Annotated in this window: 18 protein-coding genes, 2 tRNA genes and 1 pseudogene; 3 read left to right on the plus strand and 18 right to left on the minus strand. The window is 43.9% G+C overall.

Annotated features, from left to right (window positions below; genetic code table 11):
* Positions 1 to 195 precede the first annotated feature (195 nt).
* The 3 genes from E5983_RS03760 to E5983_RS03770 form a co-directional block, all read right to left on the minus strand.
* A tRNA-Arg gene (locus E5983_RS03760) sits at positions 196 to 267 on the minus strand.
* A gap of 70 nt (positions 268 to 337) precedes the next feature.
* On the minus strand, positions 338 to 1,162 hold the full coding sequence (locus E5983_RS03765) for a Cof-type HAD-IIB family hydrolase (RefSeq protein ID WP_160332580.1): 825 nt from the start codon (positions 1,160 to 1,162) through the stop codon (positions 338 to 340).
* Between the two features lie 103 nt (positions 1,163 to 1,265).
* Positions 1,266 to 2,222, minus strand: a complete 957-nt coding sequence (locus tag E5983_RS03770; protein ID WP_160332581.1) for a glutathione S-transferase family protein — start codon at positions 2,220 to 2,222, stop codon at positions 1,266 to 1,268.
* A gap of 190 nt (positions 2,223 to 2,412) precedes the next feature.
* Here E5983_RS03770 and rplS point away from each other — a divergent pair, with 190 nt between their 5' ends.
* Both rplS and E5983_RS03780 read left to right on the plus strand, forming a co-directional pair.
* Positions 2,413 to 2,760, plus strand: coding sequence for a 50S ribosomal protein L19 (rplS, locus tag E5983_RS03775; protein ID WP_160332582.1), 348 nt, complete (start codon positions 2,413 to 2,415; stop codon positions 2,758 to 2,760).
* A 33-nt stretch (positions 2,761 to 2,793) separates the two neighbouring features.
* Positions 2,794 to 2,865: transfer RNA gene (locus E5983_RS03780), tRNA-Arg, on the plus strand.
* A gap of 219 nt (positions 2,866 to 3,084) precedes the next feature.
* Here E5983_RS03780 and E5983_RS09705 read toward each other — a convergent pair.
* The 15 genes from E5983_RS09705 to E5983_RS03850 all read right to left on the minus strand — a co-directional run bounded on the left by E5983_RS09705 (position 3,085) and on the right by E5983_RS03850 (position 20,817).
* Positions 3,085 to 3,279 (minus strand): hypothetical protein, encoded by a 195-nt coding sequence (locus tag E5983_RS09705; protein WP_202056394.1) that lies wholly within the window; start codon positions 3,277 to 3,279, stop codon positions 3,085 to 3,087.
* A gap of 143 nt (positions 3,280 to 3,422) precedes the next feature.
* Entirely contained in the window at positions 3,423 to 4,265 is an 843-nt protein-coding gene (locus tag E5983_RS03785) for a DUF3114 domain-containing protein (RefSeq protein WP_237397570.1), read from the minus strand.
* A 146-nt stretch (positions 4,266 to 4,411) separates the two neighbouring features.
* Complete coding sequence (locus E5983_RS03790; RefSeq protein ID WP_160332584.1) at positions 4,412 to 5,803, minus strand: DUF2142 domain-containing protein; 1,392 nt, start codon at positions 5,801 to 5,803, stop codon at positions 4,412 to 4,414.
* A complete protein-coding gene (locus E5983_RS03795; protein ID WP_160332585.1) occupies positions 5,778 to 6,710 on the minus strand; it encodes a glycosyltransferase family 2 protein in 933 nt (310 codons plus the stop codon). The genes E5983_RS03790 and E5983_RS03795 overlap by 26 nt, the downstream gene beginning before the upstream one ends.
* Positions 6,711 to 6,831: 121 nt before the next feature.
* Positions 6,832 to 9,459, minus strand: a complete 2,628-nt coding sequence (locus E5983_RS03800) for an LTA synthase family protein (protein ID WP_160332586.1) — start codon at positions 9,457 to 9,459, stop codon at positions 6,832 to 6,834.
* A complete protein-coding gene (locus E5983_RS03805; RefSeq protein WP_160332587.1) occupies positions 9,456 to 11,201 on the minus strand; it encodes a rhamnan synthesis F family protein in 1,746 nt (581 codons plus the stop codon). Before E5983_RS03805 ends, E5983_RS03800 begins: the two co-directional genes overlap by 4 nt.
* On the minus strand, positions 11,198 to 12,553 hold the full coding sequence (locus E5983_RS03810; RefSeq protein WP_202056397.1) for a glycosyltransferase: 1,356 nt from the start codon (positions 12,551 to 12,553) through the stop codon (positions 11,198 to 11,200). Before E5983_RS03810 ends, E5983_RS03805 begins: the two co-directional genes overlap by 4 nt.
* Positions 12,554 to 12,556: 3 nt before the next feature.
* Positions 12,557 to 13,774, minus strand: coding sequence for an ABC transporter ATP-binding protein (locus tag E5983_RS03815; RefSeq protein WP_331251090.1), 1,218 nt, complete (start codon positions 13,772 to 13,774; stop codon positions 12,557 to 12,559).
* Complete coding sequence (locus tag E5983_RS03820) at positions 13,774 to 14,577, minus strand: ABC transporter permease (protein WP_160332588.1); 804 nt, start codon at positions 14,575 to 14,577, stop codon at positions 13,774 to 13,776. Before E5983_RS03820 ends, E5983_RS03815 begins: the two co-directional genes overlap by 1 nt.
* On the minus strand, positions 14,574 to 15,518 hold the full coding sequence (locus E5983_RS03825) for a glycosyltransferase family 2 protein (protein ID WP_160332589.1): 945 nt from the start codon (positions 15,516 to 15,518) through the stop codon (positions 14,574 to 14,576). Before E5983_RS03825 ends, E5983_RS03820 begins: the two co-directional genes overlap by 4 nt.
* On the minus strand, positions 15,515 to 16,660 hold the full coding sequence (gene cps2T / locus E5983_RS03830) for a beta 1-4 rhamnosyltransferase Cps2T (RefSeq protein ID WP_160332590.1): 1,146 nt from the start codon (positions 16,658 to 16,660) through the stop codon (positions 15,515 to 15,517). The genes E5983_RS03825 and cps2T overlap by 4 nt, the downstream gene beginning before the upstream one ends.
* A 180-nt stretch (positions 16,661 to 16,840) precedes the next feature.
* Positions 16,841 to 17,842, minus strand: a complete 1,002-nt coding sequence (galE, locus tag E5983_RS03835; RefSeq protein ID WP_160332591.1) for a UDP-glucose 4-epimerase GalE — start codon at positions 17,840 to 17,842, stop codon at positions 16,841 to 16,843.
* Between the two features lie 26 nt (positions 17,843 to 17,868).
* A complete protein-coding gene (gene rfbD / locus E5983_RS03840; RefSeq protein WP_160332592.1) occupies positions 17,869 to 18,720 on the minus strand; it encodes a dTDP-4-dehydrorhamnose reductase in 852 nt (283 codons plus the stop codon).
* 3 nt (positions 18,721 to 18,723) lie between these two features.
* Complete coding sequence (locus E5983_RS03845) at positions 18,724 to 19,659, minus strand: glycosyltransferase family 2 protein (RefSeq protein WP_160332593.1); 936 nt, start codon at positions 19,657 to 19,659, stop codon at positions 18,724 to 18,726.
* 60 nt (positions 19,660 to 19,719) lie between these two features.
* Entirely contained in the window at positions 19,720 to 20,817 is a 1,098-nt protein-coding gene (locus E5983_RS03850; RefSeq protein WP_160332594.1) for a glycerophosphodiester phosphodiesterase family protein, read from the minus strand.
* Between the two features lie 271 nt (positions 20,818 to 21,088).
* On the opposite strand from E5983_RS03850, the pseudogene E5983_RS03855 reads away from it, so the two are divergent.
* Positions 21,089 to 21,366, plus strand: a pseudogene (locus E5983_RS03855) (transposase family protein); the annotation flags it as partial.

The following is a 21,366-nucleotide window of genomic DNA, read 5'->3' on the forward strand; positions in this document are numbered from 1 at the left end:
ATGTTTAGGTCTTGAATTCCGAGTAATTTTTGAGTAACATAGTCCATATGAAGCAATTCCTATTCTGATGTTTTTTTTTCACTTATCAGTTTACTAGGAATTGCTTTTTTTTGCACTCTGAATTACAAAAAAAGTTGCATGGAGAGCAAGCTTTCCACACAACTTATTATAGAACCCTTTTTTGTTATAGTTTCATCCACCCTGAGAGAATCGAACTCCCATCTCAAGAACCGGAATCTTACGTGATATCCATTACACTAAGGGTGGCAACTCAATAAGTATACCAAAACTTGTGGAGGAAGGCAAGAACTTTTTCAAGCTTCCTCCAATAAAATTTTCAGGCCTGGTTGGCTGGTAAGAGAATCTCACGGATGGCTTGACCAACTCCGTTTTCTGTGTGCGGTCCGGTTTGGAATTTGGCAATCTTTTTCACAGCCTCATTGGCATTGCCCATAGCTACAGACCAGCCGGCATAGGCCAACATTTCCAAATCATTGTTGGCATCTCCAATAGCCATGACTTGGTCATTGCCGAACCCGAGATCCTGAGCTAGGTAGGACAGGCCGGTAGCCTTGTTGGTTCCTTTGGGGAGACACTCATAGATATACTCCTGCGAGCGGACCACTTCAAAATGCTTGGCCAATTGCGGACCATACTCCGCCTCAAAGCGATCCAATGCTTCTTTCTCATCCAAGTACATGGCTTGGAAAATCTTGGCTTGGCTCTCCAAAAGCTGCTTCAACTCTACTCGTTTGGGTTTGGTGAAAACTAAACCGGCATCCATTATCACTAGCTCCGAAGGCTCTTCACCGACGACTAGGTAATCCTGTTCGTCAAAGACGGTTAGTTGAGCGGTCGATTCCTGGGCAATTTGGTCTAACAAGACTAGTTCTTCTTGAGACAAGCCAGACCAGGAGTGGATGGACAAATCCTTGGTACTATAGATGGTTGCGCCATTGTTAATGATAACATAGCCTTCTTTTCCCTGCCAGCCTAATTCCTTTAAATAAGGAAGGACACCAGATAAGGGACGACCTGTACAAATTACAGGCAGGACTCCTGCTGCGCGGGCCTTGTCCAAGTCAACCAGGGTCTCTGGTAGCAATTTTTTATCTTGATCCAGTAAGGTGCCGTCCATATCTAAAGCTAATAGTTTAATCATCCACTCATCCTCCCAAATTTTCAGATATTTTCTACTTCCTATTATACCAAAAGAACGGATTTAAAAAACCTTGGAATTCGCTGATTCCAAGGTTGGTGGGGACTTAAAGACTCCAGTCCAAGTTAGGTCCGACAGGGACAATCCCGGTTGGATTGATGGTTTTATGACTCCCATAATAATGGTTTTTAATATGGTCAAAGTCAACGGTAGCTGCGATGTCTTGATGATGATAGAGACGTTTAGTGTAGTCCCAAAGATTTGGATAGTCCACTAGGGCCTTGATATTACATTTGAAATGTCCAAAGTAGACGGCATCGAAGCGCACCAGGGTTGTGAAGAGGCGAATGTCTGCCTCGGTTAGACGATTGCCAACCAGATAGTCCTGGTTCTCCAAGTGTACTTCCAATTGATCTAGGGCCGCAAAGACCTGTTTCACTTCTTCCTCATAAACACTTTGACTAGTGGAGAAGCCAGCTTTGTAGACACCATTATTAATGTTTGGATAGACAAAGTCATTCATAGCATCAATTTCGGCCTGTAGATTTTCGGGATAGTAATCCTCCTGATTGCCTGTCAAGTCATTGAAGGCTGAGTTGAACATCCGCATAATTTCAGCGGATTCATTACTGACGATGGTCTTGGTTTTTTTGTCCCACAGAACTGGAACGGTTACCCGACCAGTATAGTGAGGATCTGCCTTGAGGTAGACCTGATAGAGGTAGTCGCTTTGAAAAAGACTATCCTCAATGACTCCTGGTCCCTCAGCAAAGGTCCAGCCCTTCTCTAGCATAAAGGGATTCACGATGGAGAGCGAAATATGCTCCTCCAAGTCCTTCAATTTCCGCATAATCAAGGTCCGACTAGCCCAAGGGCAAGCTAGTGACACATACAAGTGATAACGACCCGATTCTGCCTTGAAGCCACCCTGACCTGTCGGACCCGGCTGGCCGTCCGGTGTAATCCAGTTCCGAAATTGAGTCACAGTTCGCACAAATTTTCCGCCCGTTGATTGGGTATCATACCATTGATCCACCCATTGCCCATCTACTAAAAGCCCCATCTGCTTTTCTCCTTTTTACTAATAATTAGTAGTAGTATACCAAAGATTAAAAAATCTTCAAGTTATTCGCATTTTCCTTTACTTTTTGTCAAAAAACTGATAAGATATTCCCTGTGTGTGATGGACACGCAAAAATAAACGGCTAATCCGCTGCTCCCTCGCGTTTATGATTAGCAAGATAGGAGAAAACATGAATCCATTAATTCAAAGCTTGACTGAAGGTCAACTACGTACTGATATCCCTGAGTTCCGCCCCGGTGACACTGTTCGCGTTCACGCGAAAGTTGTCGAAGGAAACCGCGAACGTGTACAGCTCTTCGAAGGAGTTGTTATCGCTCGTAAAGGTCAAGGAATCTCTGAAAACTACACTGTTCGTAAAATCTCTAACGGTGTTGGCGTTGAGCGTATCTTCCCACTTCACACTCCACGTGTTGAAAAAATCGAAGTTGTACGTTACGGTAAAGTACGTCGTGCGAAATTGTACTACCTACGTGCCCTACAAGGTAAAGCTGCACGTATCAAAGAAATCCGCCGTTAAGAGGATTAAAAGGAGCCTCGGCTCCTTTTCTTTGTTCCCTTAGTTAAATGGATATAACAACTCCCTCCTAAGGAGTCGTTGCAGGTTCGATTCCTGCAGGGAACATTATTTAAGAAAATCGATAAAAATACACCCCAATCGTTAGATGTCGTATCCAACTTTTAGGGTGTATTTTTAAATGTTTAAGATGGCCAGGACTGTCGGTTCTCCTGCATTTCTGACCCGTTTAGACAACGGCGCATTGGTGACAGATTCTCAACCTCTATCTTCATTTAAATTATATCACGAGAGATTCAATGTTTAGCGAAAAATCTTTTTTTCAATCTAGAACCAAGCTAAAAATTTTTCATCAGATAAGTCACCCGTGTCCCACATTTGCTTTGCAGCTCCTCTAGCTTTATTTGCAAAATAAGGATAACCAAGTTCTATATCGTAGTTAGATTCTAAAACAACGATTACTTCTCCTGTACTCCCATCAATTTCACCCTTATAGATTTCCTTTCTTCCTAGCCCATTCAATCCAAGTCCTTTATATCAGCCATATCATAATTCTCTTCAGATCTTTTACAAGGATCTTTGGAATTTTTTAAACTCGCGTTTTTTACCTCGCTCATTTATCTCTGGGCTTGGGTGAAAAAGGTCTCCCAGACCTTTTTCACCTCCTAACTCTTCCGTACCAAGCGGCGGAAGTCACGCGCTTGGTCTTTTACCAGACCAGCGAGGGAGCGGCCCGCTTGGGAATAGGGCCCCTGGGCTGACCAAAAAGAACGGTCATCTGAGCCCCACCGCTTCTTACTAGGGGAGCGGTAGCCTCTTAGTTTTTTACGTCGGAAGCGGGGATCGTGCCGACCGATTGGGGCGATGTCCAAATCCTTGTGGCGGCAGAAACCACCGTAGTTAAAACTAGCACCATTAATGATACCTGCTTCCGAGCTTCCTTCTGGATCCAGGATATTCAAAAAGCGGCCCTGGCTGTCTAAAATAAACTCAACTCGCTGCCGGTAAAGAACTTTTAGGTTCACACTGGCTTGGTTATCCGGATAATTCCTCTTCCCTTCAACCAAAGAAAGCTTCTGATGCAGCCGGCCACGATCCCACAGGGTATAAAAGCGACCCTTTAAGTAGCGGGCTAGGGCTTGGCGATCAGTCATTCCCGGATCCCGAAAATGCCTGCGTACATATTGAGCCTGCTGGGTCGAAATCAGGTAGCGTAACTGATGTACTTGGCGATTGAGCAGTCCCGCCTGGTCCAGGCTATTCTGAGGAAAGGCTTGCTGGATTGTCTTGACCAGCTGCTTCCAAAAACGATCATGGGGCGCTAAATCAGGATGAAAGGCATTCAAGAGACGCTGCAGCTCCTGTTGATCGTCGATTAACTCCACAGGCATATCTAGAAATTCTAGAAACCAGATGAGACAGTCAACAGAACTCAAACTCTGTATCTTTTGATTCCACTGGAACTGAAACATTGGGCTACCAATCTGCAATATTGAGACTTTATTCATACACATTTACCTTTTAAATAGATCGTACTGCTATGAGCAGAATTGACAAAAACTCCTCTAACCATTACCTGGAAAGAGGAGACGTTTATCTGGAATATTACTCAGGAAGGATGACTGAAATTAAAAGTATCCAATATACTAAAGATTTAAAAACCATAGGAGTTTGCCAAGAAATAGGTAACATACCCTAGGAATAATACTACTCCACTCATCACAATAGGAACAGCTAGTTTTTTAGCTATGACATCTTTATTAGGCGTTATAGCCAATAACGCAAAAGCACCTGATGGAATAAAATAACGCCCTTGAAGACCTTGAATAATCGAACTTCCCAGTGGTGACCAAATCTGATATAAAGCAATAAAGGTCAGTAACACATATCCAAATAAAAAGACAACAGATATCAATCTCATTATTTTGCTAATAATAAGCTGATTATACTCTCTGATAAACACTGCAAATACAACAAACAAATAGTAGGTCAAAACAATCCAAAAAGGAATATTTCGATTTAAAAGACCAAATTTTCCTGTATAAGAGTGAAATAAAAATTCACCGTGTTCATCTATAGTATTTTGTATCACCGTCACAAAGTCTAATGGTTTTTCTAAAAGAAAACGAATCTGCTCAGATGGACTAGCAAAATCAATGTACATGATATCTTGGCTTGGAAATAGCTTCCCCCATAAATAATAAATTGTAAGGGAAGAACCAAGTATAGAAATACCATATAAGCATTTAGACCAAATAGAGAATTTCCTATTAGGGATTAGAAAATATAATAAACCAAACATAATTAAAGTCGGCTTCATTTGGATCATCATAATCATTAATCCAAATGAAAAATAGAGCTTCTTTTTATCCATCTCTTCATCGGATATCAAAGTCGATAAGATAGCTACAAATAAAAATGATATAGCATTGGTAAACGCATCTCCACTAGTTGAAGTAGCTAACAGTAAAAACATTGGATTTAACGCTAGTAATACGAATCCCCACTTTGCAAATCTAGTCCATTTGACAGCCAGAAAAAGAATAAAAACGGAACTCAGAAAATTAACAATTCGTGTTGCATAATATACCGATAACATTGACGAAGCGAATAATTTCGAAATACTTATCGTTAAAATCTGAGGTACATACTGAAAAAATGAATAATTTAACTGGCCACCTAAAGGAATGAATACATTATTAAAGTTTGTAAAATTCGTAGCAATAAGACTACTGTAATCAAATTTCTCACTCGGATTATATCCAATCCCAATAACATTTTGATTCAATTCCGATATAGAAGAGGGTAAGCTAAAGCCATACTGATTCCAAGTCTTAAAAGGGTTTTCTGTACTTTCTAAAAAATACGGAACAATTTTGCCTTGTGAAAATGCATAGGATTTTGCAAAATGACCTATTTCATCTGGTGCTGTCATTGGTGGAATAATAAGAATAAATAGGAACCCAAAGATAAGCGCTATAATCAAAAAAAGCCATTCTGCAGGTATACCATTGAAAATTCTACCTCTGTCTCTCGTAATAGTCATAAACCTTAACCTCATATTGCATACGGTTCTGGCGAACAATTGTATCTAGAATAAAACCAGCTACAAAAGCTAAAGAAGATAGTATCATGAGTCCAGTAGCCAAAACTGCTGATGGTATCTTTTTGATTAAGCCTGTTTGTGCAAACTCACTAATAACTGGAACACCAACTATCAAACCTAAAAGAAATAGAAATAGACTGACAACACTAAAAAATAAAAGTGGTTTATAATCCTTGAAAAGATTGAAAATCATTTTCAACACTTTGAATCCATCCGAAAATGTATTTAGTTTTGACTCACTTCCTTCTGGCCTATCTTTATAAGTAATCGGAACTTCAACCAACTTAAAACGTTTATCCAGAGAATGAATAGAGAGCTCTGTCTCGATTTCAAATCCAGGTGATAAAACTGGGAAGGTTTTAACGAATAGACGATTAAAACCTCTGTAACCAGTCATAATATCGTTATAATTTCCTTTATAAAGATAATTAATCAAATTTTTCACGAGATTGTTTCCAAATCCGTGAAAACCTCTCTTATTCTCCTTAGCATAGGTTCCATTAGAAAGTCGATCACCGATAGTCATATCTGCCATCCCAGTTCGTAGTGGTTCTAACAATTTTTCAACTTCATCGGCTGGGTAAGTATCATCAGCATCAACCATAATATAATAATCTGCATCTATTTCACGAAACATGGAGCGTACAACATTCCCTTTTCCTTGACGAGGCTCAAATCGAACTATTGCATCTGCCTTTCTAGCTAACACATTGGTCTTGTCTTGAGAATTATTATCATACACGTAAATATCGGCTTGAGGCAAATTACGCTTAAAATCAGAAATAACTTTTTGAATTGTCATCTCTTCATTGTATGCAGGTAATAATACTGCAATTTTTTCTGTCATTTTCTAGCTCCAATCATAAAAATATTGTCATACCGTATAAGCCATATCAAAAATAGAAGAATCACTAGATCTAGGTTAACCACTGAATCATTGAAAAAACATTAAGTTATTCCCTAATTCTTTAAGGAATATTATAGAAATTAGAGTCATTGAGTGAATAACCACTTCCACTTGTTAAATCATATTGAATCATCTTTAAGTCGGATTCTACTTCAGATTCATTAGAAAATTGTCCCGAATTCGACATGTTTCGATTTTTCAATATCTCTGTTAAAAGTGCATAGTACGGTGAGACTTTTGACTTTGTTTTTTCAAACACACTAGCTCCAAAATCACTTGAATTTACAAGTGGGAAAGAAACAGGAGCTGAATCTCTATTTGTCCAAATAAAGTAGTCTGTCGTAAACTGTAACATCGGATTTTCTGAAAAAACAGATGGTGGATAGAATCCTGGTAAGTGATCTCCATAAAACACAACCGTAATATCCTTATCAATTTTTTCCAATTCTTTTAGAAAATTCGCAGTTGCTTGATCCGTATGGGAAAGCAATCTAACATAACTATTTAAGGAATCCAACTGAGATTCATTTAATAGTGAATTACTGCTGACTAAATCAACTGGGTCTCCTGAAGACCACGGAGCATGGTTCTGCATCGTAATAACTGAGAAAAATTGACTCTGTGAAGGATCTAAGCGACCTAAAACATTTTTATAGACACTGCCATCACTTACACTAACTCCTTGACGCTGAACATTCTCTAGTGTTTCATCACTATCCGATAAAAATAGAAAATGACTAAAGCCTAAATCCTTGTAAATATTTTTCCTATTGTAGTTATTAGCTCCATGCGGATGAATTACATAACTATTTTCTCCTGTAAACCCTCGCGTAATCGACGGAAGAAAATTCATTTTAGGAACAATCTCTACGAAAATGTTAGAAGTAGAGCTAGTGAAATTGTAAAATGGTAAACCTGAAAGACTTTGGAATTCCATATTAGCTGTCCCACCACCATAACCATCACTATGCATCAAACCACTGGTTGTTTCAGACTTAATTCGATCAATTTCTGGAATAGGATTTCGACTAAGATTATTTGATGCTATTCTTTTTGGATCTGCAAAACTTTCACTAAGAATATAAATGATTGTTTGATCAGATAATGATTTTGATCGCTCTCGATTTATATCAGCCGCTTTTCCACTATACTTTTCAATAATACTATCAATAGCCTCTTTACTATATCCATCTGGCTTCTCTATTATTTCTTGAGTTAACTGTCGCGTCCAGACATAAGCAAGCGATTTATAACTTGCATTTGTCGACAATCCCATCCAAGTGACATCATACAAATTATTAAGGAGACTAATCACAGGGACATCACTTGGAATTTTCCCCTTTTCCTCTGCTCTAAACGTAACCATAGTACCTTGAAAGATGATTAAAAAGGTAATAAGGATAGCTAAACGATTAGATAATTTACTGTAGATTATCTTCGTTGGCATCAAAATCTGAACGTTCCAGACCAAATAAAAAAGTAGAGATACAACAATCAGAACATTTATAAACAAATTGATATTCACAAAGGATACAAATAATTCTGGTTGTTTTATCCAAATAAAATCAGTCGGAATCAACGGCTCCTGTCTATAATTGAACTTAATCGCATTTACAATTGAAAAAACAGAACCCATCACTGCAATCAACAAAGTAGCATAAAGATAACGATTAACAAGAGCATAAATTAGTAAGCAACACAAAAAAATGGAAATAACTTGAAAAAGAGTTGCTTGGGGGAAGATAAACTTCCCTAATAAATCTGAACCAAGCACCACCCCTGCCTGAAAAAGCAGGTTAAACAGCACGGCAAAAACCAAGCTTGACAAAACGGCATTGGCCCTGCCAAAATGGTGCAGGCCAATTTCTCTCAGACTGTTGTAGTAACTTGCAAAAAACAGGAAACCAATCACAAACCACAATAGACTTTGACCCGCTATGTAGCTTAGGTAAGGGCCAAGCTGGTTCTCTGTAGCTAGACTAGTCACCGGTCCAGTCACAAATTCCAAAAAGAGTGGATTCGTCAGCATCAAAGGCGCCATAGAAGCCATGGTCCAAACGGAACGGCGGGCTCGGTAGAGTCCGGTCTCTTCAAATTTCTTGAATACATAAAATTCCCGTTGCACAATTTTTAGCGTAAAAGCAACCACAAGGATAATGACCAAGCTATAAAAATGCACTTGAGTTAAGGGATGAATCCTGAACAGGTCTTGAACCTTGAAACTAGGATTATTGAGCTGACGAGACCATTCCAATAAGAACAGTAGGGGAAAATAAATCAGGTAACCGATTAACAGAGGAAAAACACTCTTGAACTTTGTATAGGGAAGGGTTAGGAGTCCTGCAAACAAAACAATAAACAGGTAGAATAACAAAACTCCTTCCGTCGTTAAACCAAGGAAAGTCTGGTCTTGTCCAAGAAAATAATTGGACAGGAGAACCACTGTTAAAGCTAGCATTAGACAGACATAGACTAATTCAAAAACACGCGCCGCCCAATCCTGTCCCTTAATCCAAGCCTGAATCGACTCGTATTTTTCTTTGGCATAATCTGAAAAGTCCTGTCGCCAATTTTCTTGGAGTTTTGTCCAAAATGCTTGGCTATCCTCAAGCAGGATACTGCTTTTGGCCATAATCAGGTTCTTGGCTTCCAAATAAAGTCGGTTTAAAGATTCTCGAATCTGGTTCATGAGTATTTAGCCACCAATCGTTTCAGAATGTATTTAATCGCCCTAGCCGGACCAAGTACAATGTACTTAAGCGCTCCCTTGATCCCGCCCATATAATTAAAATCAACAAAGGTCGGTGGATGCAAATCGCCATTCAAATTTAAAAGTTTGTTATCTATAAAGGGAGTTAGCACTTTTGGACTAGGTGAGATCCGAAAATCATAGCCCTGGTTCCAAGCAATATAGACCAAAAGTCGTTCCATAGCATGAAGAATCGAATTCTGGGGCAGGGGTTCCTCTGGGATAGCCTCTGCCTGAAGATCCAAATCAAAGAGCGGTTTTAAGGCTTCATAGCGGAACCAGGCAAAGCTTCCGTAACTCATGACAAAGGTATCCATTCCTGCAAAATCAATGGTCTTGGAGAGGCCCATATCCTCCCATAATTGATTCATAGCCGCTGCCATTTGGTGTTCATTCCAAGCTGTTACGATGCGATTATAACGGAAAAAACTTGGAATATCGGCGATGACCAAGCCTAGCTTTGGCTGTTCCTCAAACTGGGTGAGGATGGCTGCCGAAGGCTCCACCAGCATCTGAATCAGCTCGCGACGCCAGGATTCCCCAGCCCAAAAATCAGCTTCCTTAGACTTTTTAGTATGGAAATGGCCCACATAGTCATAGCCTACCAATCGCTCTTTTAACAAAAGCATCGGGAATAAATCACGCCCACGATTGCCTGTCACAAAAACTTCTTGATTGTCCTGCTGCCCCGTCTTTTCTAGAATCTCTGCCTTCTTGGCTTCGGTATCCGTTGTTAGGAAGAGATCATAGGCAAAGGGAAACTGCTCAAAAACGGTCAAAAATTCTGGCAAGAGATCCGTATAAAAAACATGGAGATGGATCGCTACACGCCCCTTCAACGAGCGAAACTCCCGCAGATTTGACAGGTATTTTTGGCCCAAAAGATAGGGGCTGTCTGGTTGATTAACCATGGACATATGGTAGACAATCAACTCAGTCGGATAGTCACTTTGGATTTGGATGGTATCCAAAAGGTAGGGCGCAATGCTCTGATTGGCATCCAGCGCCTTGACCTTAAGGAAGGGCAAGCCAACCTCCAGAATTCGCCGAGGATTATAATAGGTAAAATCCGGATGTAACATGCCCTCGGTCGCTTCCTGCGTCGTATCAAACAAGGCCTTGTACTGAAAGCCCCGCTCCAGAAAATAAGTCGTCACGCCCGACTCATAATGATTAATCACATCTTGCACATTTTCATAATCTTGCACATTTTGCCAAAAATCAAAGAAGCTTTGGTCCTGTAAAATGGATTTTTTAAAGGTTAAAAAATAGCTTTGTAGGTGCTCTGGGAACTCCTTGGTCGCTCGAAAGTTGGTCAAACCCCAAAAATCAATCTGTTCATCAGCTTCCATGCCTAAAAAATGGGGTGTAAAATCCCAAATGGGACCGAAACAAGTATCATTCATCAGGGTTAGGGAATCAAATTCCCTTAGCTTGGACCAGCCCAGGTTGTTCATGGCATCCCGCCAAGCCGCAAAGTCAAAACCACTATTGGCTCGCTCCCAGACTTGGTCAACCAAGGCCTGGCCCTCCAAATCTTGAAGACCCTGCTCCGGCAGAGGACTATTGCTAACTACTAAAACCTGTGAAAAAAGCGGCCGCATCTTCTTCAACTGATAAAGGACGTGGGGACTTACTTCCTGATTTTTATTGTAATGAACATAGATAAGCAGTCGCTTCATTTTCTTCTCCTAAACAAATCAATCACCTTCGTGGTGATTTTCCAACGCCGGGAATTTTTCATCATCCTATTTTCCAGCTCCAGACATTGGTAATTTTCTCTTACTTGCTCTAACTCTTCCTGGTTAGAAAGCAACCGGTCCAGCAAGGTTTTAACCAAGTAATCGGCTGCTTCAACCTGGTCAATCTGACTCATTTTGTAACTTAAGGTCAACCTATCTTCCTGTTTTTGTGCAGGGAGATCATAAATCAACTGTGGATCTGGATCTTTGAATAGATGGCCCTCCCCAAAAGCCAGGCCATTGGACCAGCTTGGAGAAAGAATCCTACCATCGGATAGCTGGACCTCAACCCTATCATAAAAACTTGGCCGTTCTGACAGATCAATCCGCACACGGCTACAATTTTCTGGCAGCACAATTTCGAGATTGTCCTGTTCTTTCAAGGCAAAGGATTGGCTTTGTTCAGGTCTAAAACCCGAGGACTCGTCTGAGAAAAAGACCGTCACCGATTCAAAACCAATTCCCGCCAAGCCTGCTGCAGCCTGACTCAACTCCCATTCAAAGGCATTCGCCCGTTCCAAAAGAAGATCCACCAGGATTTCGGAAATTCGCTCCGGGTAACGTCTGACATAAGCTTTTTGAGTTGCCAGCAGTTTTTCGAAACGGTCTTTCTGCTCTGCATAGGAGCGAGGTCGCGAATCCGATCCTGTATTCACAACATAGGCTACCGTTGCCTCAGGTAAATAACTAAGCTTGGTCCGTTGAAACAACTCCAGCTGCAAATTAAAGGTGTCATCTGCCGTGCTTAAATCCAAACACTGATTGGCTGCCAGCATCAACTCCCGCTCGACTAGCCAGGTCGAGGCCATGGTAAAACCTCGGGTTGCCAACATCTTCTCATAGCTATCCGCAAGGGGAATGGTCCCAGACTCAAAGCCAGCAGCGCTGACAAATTGACCTCTTTCATCATAAATATCAAAATCGCTATTGGACCAGGCCGAATCTGGATTCGCCTCTAGCAGGTCGACTTGTTTTTGGAGCTTATGGGGATCCAACCAAAAGTCATCCCCATCACAACGGGCAATGTATTTGCCTTTGGCCTTGGAACAGAGCTCGACCCAGGTTTTAGCAATCCCCTGATTCACCGGATTTGAAAAGATCAAAACATTATCAGGATGTTTTGCTTGGAAGGCTTGAATGATGTCCCAAGAGTAGTCCGTGGAGGCATCATCGACAATGAGAATTTCAACAGGAAAATTCTTCTCTTGCGCCACAAAACTCGCTAGGGTCTGCTCAAGCCAGGGAGCCTTATTGTAGACTGTGCAAAGAATTGAAACCACTGGTTGTGTCATTGGTCACTCCATTTCGTCAAAAGTCCAGTTTCCATTTCGCTGAATCAAGCCACTTGCAGAATCCAAGGCAGATCGGTCATCTGCCGCAATATCTGTTCGTTGAACCATGATAATCGGGGTTTGGGTTGCATCTGAAAAAGCTAACATTTTCCCTTCTGCATCCCGGACGGTTACTTCCAACTTCATTTTGAGATTATTCACCGTCGGTAAGGAACAACGGTAGTGAATTTCTTGGTGACCTGAGGAAACCTGATGGGCATCCATTGAATTATCGTTATAAATCCAAATATTCCGATCGATATCGGTCAAAGACAGGGCGATGTAAGTTTCCATTTCCTCCTTAAGATCATACTGAATCCGGAAATGGATCCCATCCCCTGGGCTAATCTGGGTCGGCGACAGCAAGTCCAGCTGAAAGTTCTCAACCACTTGCTCTTCTGCTTGTGCCGGCTCACTCGCTTCTTCTGCTTGCAGGGGTGCGGTATTGTCATAGCTATACTGATTGGCAACATTCTCTGGATTGCCGTAAGCCTTGACCAAACCATGTTCAATCAAGATCGCCTTATTACAGAACTTTTTAACCGCACCCATATCATGGGTCACCAGAATGGTTGTTTTCCCAGACTGCTTGCGTTCCATAAAGTAATCATTACATTTCCGTTGAAAGGCTTCATCACCAACGGCCAAAACTTCATCCAGGATCAGGATATCGCTATCCGCCTTAATGGCCACCGAAAAGGCCAGACGGACCTGCATCCCACTGGAATAGTTCTTGAGCTTCTGGTTCATAAAATCCCGCAATTCCGCAAACTCGACGATCTCATCATACATGGCATCAATTTGAGCCTGGGTAAAACCAAGCAGGGCTCCGTTTAAATAAACATTTTCACGGCCGGTCAATTCCGGGTTAAAGCCAACACCGAGCTCGATAAAAGACACCAATTTCCCATCAATCCGGACCTCCCCCTGCTCAGGCTGGTAAATTTCCGAAATGATTTTCAGAAGTGTCGATTTACCAGAACCATTCCGCCCGAGAATGCCAAAAAAATCACCCTTTTCGACTTCGAAGTTGATATCCGTTAAGACATGTTGCTCTGTATAGCCCTTGATCCCTCGGAGGCGATTGATCAAACTCAGCCGCAGGCTGTTGGTTGCTTCTGTTGGTAGTTGGAAATATTTACTGACATGTTGAACAGAAACAGCAATTTTGTTCTCTTTCACTATAAAATCTCCGCAAACTTCTTAGCATTTTTCCTAAAAATTCCATAGCCAAAACTAAAAATCAGCAGCGGCAAGAGATAGGGAATTAGGATTAAAAAAGGATTGGTGACCAGTTGCCACACGGTTGTATTAGCTGGATCAATCAGGAGATAACGGGCGTCCTGAATCATCTGAGCCATTGGGTTCATCATCATGATCTTGGCTGCCAGTTCATTCTGATTGGCCACAAAACTAATCGGGTAGATAATTGGGGTGGCATAAAGACCTGCCTGCAAGACCACTTCCCAAATTTGTAGCGAATCTCGGAAACGGACAAAAACAGTCGACAAAAGAAAGGCCAGACCTGAGGCAAACAAGAGCAGCTCCAGAAAAATTGGCAAAACCAAAATCACCTGCCAGGACAGGCTAACCCCGTTAATCAAGGCAAAAATAAAGACAACCACCAAATTGATCAAAAAATTAATCCCTGCTCCAGCCACCGCTGAGAGAACAATGATTTCCTTGGAGAAATTCAACTTCCGAATCAAATCCCCGCGGGACACGATAGAGACCATGCCCATCGAGGTCGCTTCCGAAAAGAAGGACCAAATCACATTGGCCAGTAAGAGAGCCACCGCAAAATGGGGCACATCACCGCCCAAACGTAAAAAGCGGATAAAGACCAGATACATAATGGTAAACATCATGAAGGGTTTCAAGATCGACCAGAGGTAACCAATCGCGGATCCCTGGTAGCGTAACTTAAAATCCGTCTTGATGAGTTCTTTCATCAAGATCCAATTTTTCTGTTGAAACAGATTCATGGATTGCTCCTTTTGTAAAATAATTTGGTAATAATCAGCGTTCGAAAAACTAGGGTATGGAACCAACGATTCTTGCGGTAACCACGACCAAAAATCCGGCGAACCCGTTCCACAGGCCCCTGCTCCAAAATCGTGACAAAGTCTTCCACCAACACCCGGTTTTCAGACTCGAGCGGCAATTCGAGAAGGTTACGAGCCTGTGCTTGACTAGCCTCGATTAAGGTCCAATACTTTTGGAAAAGACGCTGGGGACGAATCCAATTAGCCATCCGTTTGCGCAGGGTTCGTGCCCCCAGAACATTGTGGTCATGTTGGCGATAGAGCTGGGTCACTTGATCTAGATAAATAAGTTGACCCTGACTAGCCGCCAATAGAGCCAGGTACCAATCATGCATGAGCAGGGCGTGTTTCTCCTGCCCTGTCCAGAGACTGGCCAGAGCCTGATTAATCAGGGTTACCCCTCCCGTCACTGTATTCTCTGTTAATTCTGCCAACAGACTTGTATTGGCATGGTCTGATTGACTACGGATCATACTCGCAGCCAAAACTTGAAGCTGGGCGTCCACCACACTGAGGTCTGTGTAGACCAAGGCCGGTTGGCGAACATCTACTTGAGCCAGGGCCTCAAGCTGAACTGCCAATTTGTGGGGGAGCCAGACATCGTCCTGATCAGAAAAGGCATAGGCCTCTACCTCCTCCGCCTGCAACAGAGTCCAGAAGCTCTGAATCACACCAAGGTTTTCTTGGACATCCGGGTTAATCCAACGAATCCGTCCATCACGCGCCTGGTAGTCTTCGATAATCGCATGGGTTCCATCACTCGATCCATCATCGCGAATCAGGAGACGCCAATCTTCTACGGTCTGCCCCAGAATCGAATCTAGCATCTCCGCCAAGTAAGCCTCCCCATTGTAGGTTGACAGCAAGATCGCAACCGTCATGCGTTAAACACTCCTTCATAGTCTTTCACAATTTTCTCCCACGAGTAGAACTCACGCATTCTTTTTTTAGCTTCCTCACCTAGATGACTTGGTCGTTTAGTATCAATTTTTTCAAGCAGCGAAACCAAATCACCCGGCTCCTTAGTCCAGTAAAGCGCTGTATCCTCAGCCACCAAGCGGTTAAAATCAACGCCCAAGACTAAGTTCACATCACTCTGGGCCAAGGCTTCCAAGAGACCCGGATTGGTTCCGCCAACTTCATGGCCATGGAGGTAGGCATAGGCCTCCTGACGAATCTTCTTGAGTAGATTCGGATCATAAACTGTTCCGACAAAGCGAATCCGAGGATCCTGGTCAAAACCGGTTTGCTGCCGCAGCCTCTCAAAGTAGGCCGAACCCTGGTAGTTGCAGACCAATACCAGGGGCCGCTGACTGGCTGTCTGCATAAATTCCCGAAGCATGGTCTCATAGTTGTTCTCAGCCACAAAACGTCCCACAATCAGGTAATAGTCACCCGCAAGCAGGTCCCACTCCTTTAAAAAGGCTTGGAAAGCCGCTGAATCCGTCTCCAGATTCGAAGCTTCTAAATCCGTCCCATAGGCAATGGTTGTCACCGGCAGCGAGCCATAAGTCTCATCCAAATAGGAGGCAATCCCGGGATTGTCCGCAACCACCAAATCAGCCTGCTGGGCCATGACCCGTTCTGCCAGCTTCAGATAGGCGCGCACGGGCTTGGACCACTTGGTCCGCCGCCACTCCAAGCCATCCGGATTAATCAACAACCGTCCACCCAAGCGGTGAATCTGTTTGATAAAGAAACGAATCAGCGGCCCCATGGTATTACCTAAAATATAAAAAACAGGCTTGTCAGACCCCGACGCTTCCGCCAACTTCAAGGCATAGTGCAGGGCCATGGTATCATAGGCAATCACCCGGGCTGGACCCAACTGGGGAGGACAAATCGTGAAGCAGTCCGTCCCTTGGAAATCAAAATGCTGGTAAGAGCCCTCATCCGACAAGCAAGCAACATGGTATACAATACGAGGATCCTGCTTGCGGGTTACCAATTCTTGCACAAAGGTCTCAAAGCCACCATATTTGGCCGGCAATCCACGACTACCGATTACATAGACATCTTGCATCCGGAAACTCCTTCCCCTAAGTTTACATTCCTTAATTATACCATGTTTCCCAACTTCCTGCGACCGAAAACAGGGGAGAAAAATTCGCAAGAAGTCGTCCAAATGCAGAAAACCGCACTCCTATTCCAAGTGCGGTTTCACTTTATCAAGTTTTTTCAACTAGCAAAAGCCTCAGCCATCCTAGTCGCGATCATCATAACCTTTGGGATGACTCGAATGCCAAGCCCAGGCGCTTTCGATAATTTTTTCGATATTATCAAACTTAGGTTTCCAGCCTAGAATATCACGCGCCAGCTCTGAGGAGGCAATCAGCGTGTCTGGATCCCCCGGCCGGCGATCGGCGATTTCTGCTGGAATCTCCTTACCGGTAACCTTGCGGGCAGCCTCCAAAATTTCCAAATTGGAAAAACCAGTCGCTGATCCCAGGTTAAAGGCTCTGGACTCATTGCCTGCACGCAGGTACTCAACAGCTAGGAGATGGGCATCTGCCAAGTCGAAGGGATGCACATAGTCACGGACATTGGTCCCGTCCGGTGTCTGGTAATCATCGCCAAAGATCATGATTTTATCACGCACACCTTGGGCCACCTGCAAGATGATTGGCAACAGGTGGGTTTCTGGTCCGTGGTCCTCTCCCAGTGAGCCATCTGGTTTGGCACCAGCTACATTAAAGTAGCGGAGCGGGACAAATTTGATTCCATAGGCCTGGTCCGCCCATTTCATAATCGTTTCCATCATCAACTTGCTTTCGCCGTAAGGGTTGATTGGTTTTTGCGGGGTCGTTTCCCGAATCGGAATCTCTTCTGGAATTCCATAAGTTGCGGCAGTTGAAGAAAAGACAATCGACTTAACACCTACTTCCCGCATCACCTCGAGGAGACGAATCATCCCTGCGGTATTGTTGTCAAAATATTTCAAGGGCTCAGCCATTGATTCTGCGACCAAGGAATAGGCCGCAAAATGGATCACCGCATCAATATCCGGATTCTCTTTGAAAACCTGCCGCATGAAGTCTTGATCAGCCAGATCACCCTCATAAAAGACTGCATCTGGATGCACCGCAGCCCGGTGTCCTGTTACCAAATTGTCGACCACGACAACCCGCTCTTGTCCCAGTGAAACCAAGCGGTCCACCATGTGCGAGCCGATATAACCCGCTCCACCTAACACTAAAATTCCCATAGAATCTACGCTCCCTTACTAACTACTTATTTCACTTCTTGCTGGTAAAAGGCCTCCAAGGCTTCTTGCCAGGTTGGAATCACAAATCCGGTTGCCTTGGCCTTAGTCAAGTCCATCGTCGAGTTAAATGGACGTTTAGCCTTGGCTGGGAACTGGCTCGAATCAACTGGCTTGACCTCCACGGGACTATCTTTCAGGATCTCCACCGCAAAGTCATACCAGGTTGTATCCTGGTCGGCATCATTCGACAGATGGTAATAACCGTAGTCATGCTGGTTATCCGCTAAATGCACCATAAATTCTGCCAGGGTCCGGGTCCAGGTTGGGCGACCGTGCTGGTCATTGACAACCGTTAGGACAGGGTGGCTCTTAGCCAAATTCTGCATGGTGAAAACAAAGTTTTTCCCGTAATTCCCAAAAACCCAAGCTGTCCGAATAATGTAGAAACGGCTGGAAAGTTTTTCAACCAGCTCTTCTCCCATCCGCTTGGTACGGCCATATTCTGTTTGGGGATCTGCTGGATCGTCCACCTGCCATTCCTGGCCAACTGGTTTGTCTCCGTTAAAGACATAGTCGGTGGAGATGTAGACCATGGTTGCCCCGTGGGCTTCGGCCGCCCGCACCACATGCTCGGTTCCAGTCACATTAATGGCATAATCCAATTCCTTGCCTTCATCCTCTGCCGCATCAACAGCTGTGTAGGCCGCGCAGTGGTAGACCAAACTTGGCTGCACTTCCGCAAAGACTCGATCCACCTCTTCTTGCTTGGTGATATCCATTGTCGCCACATCGAGGGCCACATAGTCCTGCCCTAACTCGTCCAAATAATGCACCAACTCCGTACCGAGTTGGCCTTTTGCTCCTGTAATGAGAATCATTGCTTACCCTTTCCCTTCTGAACGCTCCTTGATCACATAGATCGGCCGATTTTTTGTTTCCATAAAAATCTTACCAATATACTTGCCAAGAATTCCGATTGTTAATAATTGAAAACCTCCCAAAAAGAGGATGATGGAGACCATAGACGGCCAACCTGCGGTTGGATCCCCGTACAAAAGGGTCCGGACAATCACCACGCCGGCCAAGCCAAAGGCCAGCAAGCAGGACAAGGCTCCTCCCACAAAGGCAATGGCCAAGGGAGCATCCGAAAAGTTGACAATCCCCTCCAGCGAATAGCTAAAGAGCTGCCAAAAATTCCAACTGGTCTGCCCCGCCACGCGCTCGACATTCTTGTACTCCAAATACTCGGTCTTAAAACCAACCCAAGAGAAAATCCCCTTGGAGAAGCGATTGTACTCGGTTACCTCCAAGATCGCATCCACCATCTGTCGCCGCATTAGCCGGAAATCGCGGGCCCCATCGACCATCTGAACCTGGCTAATCCGATTAATCAAGCGATAAAACATCCGGGCAAAGAAGGAACGAATCGGCGGTTCCCCATCCCGGGTCACCCGCCGCGTCCCCACACAATCCAGGTCCGGGTCAGCCTCCAAACGCTGCACCATCTCCACCAACAACTCTGGCGGATCCTGAAGATCTACATCCATCACGGTCACGAGCTCCCCGTGAGCCTCCTGGAGCCCAGCATAAAGAGCCGCCTCCTTCCCAAAGTTTCGGGAAAAGGATAGATAGGTAACCTTTGAATCCTGGACCGCCAACTCTCGGAGCACCTCCAGAGTCCGATCACGGGAGCCGTCGTTGACAAAAATATACTCAAACTCCTGATCCAGCTGAGGCTGAATCGCTTCCATTGCCTGGTAGAAAAGAGGCAGCGCCTCTTCTTCGTTAAAGCAAGGAACAATGACTGAAAGCGTCATATGGTTCTCCTTATTCTGTTCATTCTCCTCTAGTATATCATATCCCTCAAAAATCTCTGCCTACTTCCTGTAAACTTCGATATCAAATGACTTTTGCGAGTCCAAAACAGCTTGGTAGAGTTCCAAATCCTTGGCCAAGAGATTATTGGTGTAGACCCCGTCAATCCTCCGGTTGAGTGTTTTGGACAGAGTCGCAAAACCATCCACCGTATGGACAAATACCAAGCGATCCTGCGCGTGAATTTGATCAATCAGAGAGTCCGTCAACCGCTTATCCTTTTGGGGTAAAGTAACCGCCAAAATCTTGGACTTGTCCACCAAGGTCTTGGCAATCGCTTCTTCCTCTAAATCAGAGGCGTAGAGGGTTAAAATATAGTGCTTAAACATCCCCAGTTCCTCCACCCAGGCGTAATCTTTCGGCTGGTATAGCTGCACCAAGATCCGGTCAGCTAAGGCTGGATTCAACTCTTTGACAGCCTGGCCCAAAATCCGGTACTGCTCCTCAACCTCCGCTCGACTCTTAGATTGCACCTTGGTATCGGTGACAACAATCATATCCGGATTGATTTCCATTTGTTTCAGAATATCCTCCCAAAACAAACTGATATATTGGGCCTGCCGATTGCCCTTATCATTGGTCTTGGCTGACTCCCACTCCTGACTGGTCACAGCTTCGCCCTCCCAGTTATGGACAGCCGCCAGACGACCGTCTTGAGTCAGATTGAGATCAAATTCAAAAATCCGATGGCCCAGCGAATAATTCTGCTTGAGGGCTTGGAGGGAGTTGCTGTAGGCCACTAAAAAACCAGCCTCCCGCATCGTCCCACCCGCATGGGCAATCAAGCGGGTCGTCGCCAGCACCTGTTTTACGTCCTGTGACTGCGACGCAAGTACCAACTCTGTCCCCTGATGACCCAGCTCCTGTCCCAGACTAGCCTCCAAACTCTCCTTAGGCAGGTAGACTCGGCCCAACCAATCCTGCTCCCTATGAGCGTAGGGAAAATGATAACCATTTTTCCGAATTTTATCCGCATGCACATGGACGGACCAGGGAACTAGACCTGCCTTCGTATAGCTTTGATCAGACTCCTCCTTCAAACCGGCCTGCTCAAAAACCGCCTCCAGCGGATAAAAATCCCGCTCCAGACGACTCTTCATCTGCACCCGATCATAGAGGCCCAAAACCAGGCCCAGGCCTACAAGCCCCAGCAGGTATCTTCTATAGTTTACTCTCAGGACCTTGTCCTCCTAACTAGACAGGAAATAAGCGAGTGGCTGCACAACTTCCACGCCAATCTTTCGGTTCTATAATAAGTTGTGTGGAAAGCTTGCTCTCCATGCAACTTTTTTTGTAATTCAGAGTGCAAAAAAAAGCAATTCCTAGTAAACTGATAAGTGGAAAAAAACATCAGAATAGGAATTGCTTCATATGGACTATGTTACTCAAAAATTACTCGGAATTCAAGACCTAAACATTACTTTTAGAGAAGGTTGGCTTACTTTTCGTAAAGATAAGCGAAATCGTCTTGCCCAAATCATTGAAGGTTCTTTGGAAAAACGTCCAAGCTGTTGCCCCTCCTGTGGAGTTATCTGGGAATCTACTAAAGATGTCTATGCCCATGGTACCACTCCTAAAAAGCGTCAAATTCAGCTAACAGAAATCGATAATAAGCCTGTTTATCTAGAATTAACAGTCCGTCGTTTCAA

It is taken from the genome of Streptococcus danieliae (genome assembly GCF_009767945.1).
In the GTDB taxonomy this organism is placed as follows: Bacteria; Bacillota; Bacilli; order Lactobacillales; family Streptococcaceae; genus Streptococcus; species Streptococcus danieliae.

Coding starts and splice junctions, on each gene's coding strand:
- E5983_RS03765 (WP_160332580.1), bottom strand. CDS start 1,162: ATGATTAAACTATTAGCTTTAGATATGGACGGCACCTTACTGGATCAA.
- E5983_RS03770 (WP_160332581.1), bottom strand. CDS start 2,222: ATGGGGCTTTTAGTAGATGGGCAATGGGTGGATCAATGGTATGATACC.
- rplS (WP_160332582.1), top strand. CDS start 2,413: ATGAATCCATTAATTCAAAGCTTGACTGAAGGTCAACTACGTACTGAT.
- E5983_RS03785 (WP_237397570.1), bottom strand. CDS start 4,265: ATGAATAAAGTCTCAATATTGCAGATTGGTAGCCCAATGTTTCAGTTC.
- E5983_RS03790 (WP_160332584.1), bottom strand. CDS start 5,803: ATGACTATTACGAGAGACAGAGGTAGAATTTTCAATGGTATACCTGCA.
- E5983_RS03795 (WP_160332585.1), bottom strand. CDS start 6,710: ATGACAGAAAAAATTGCAGTATTATTACCTGCATACAATGAAGAGATG.
- E5983_RS03800 (WP_160332586.1), bottom strand. CDS start 9,459: ATGAACCAGATTCGAGAATCTTTAAACCGACTTTATTTGGAAGCCAAG.
- E5983_RS03805 (WP_160332587.1), bottom strand. CDS start 11,201: ATGAAGCGACTGCTTATCTATGTTCATTACAATAAAAATCAGGAAGTA.
- E5983_RS03810 (WP_202056397.1), bottom strand. CDS start 12,553: ATGACACAACCAGTGGTTTCAATTCTTTGCACAGTCTACAATAAGGCT.
- E5983_RS03820 (WP_160332588.1), bottom strand. CDS start 14,577: ATGAATCTGTTTCAACAGAAAAATTGGATCTTGATGAAAGAACTCATC.
- E5983_RS03825 (WP_160332589.1), bottom strand. CDS start 15,518: ATGACGGTTGCGATCTTGCTGTCAACCTACAATGGGGAGGCTTACTTG.
- cps2T (WP_160332590.1), bottom strand. CDS start 16,660: ATGCAAGATGTCTATGTAATCGGTAGTCGTGGATTGCCGGCCAAATAT.
- galE (WP_160332591.1), bottom strand. CDS start 17,842: ATGGGAATTTTAGTGTTAGGTGGAGCGGGTTATATCGGCTCGCACATG.
- rfbD (WP_160332592.1), bottom strand. CDS start 18,720: ATGATTCTCATTACAGGAGCAAAAGGCCAACTCGGTACGGAGTTGGTG.
- E5983_RS03845 (WP_160332593.1), bottom strand. CDS start 19,659: ATGACGCTTTCAGTCATTGTTCCTTGCTTTAACGAAGAAGAGGCGCTG.
- E5983_RS03850 (WP_160332594.1), bottom strand. CDS start 20,817: ATGAAGAGTCGTCTGGAGCGGGATTTTTATCCGCTGGAGGCGGTTTTT.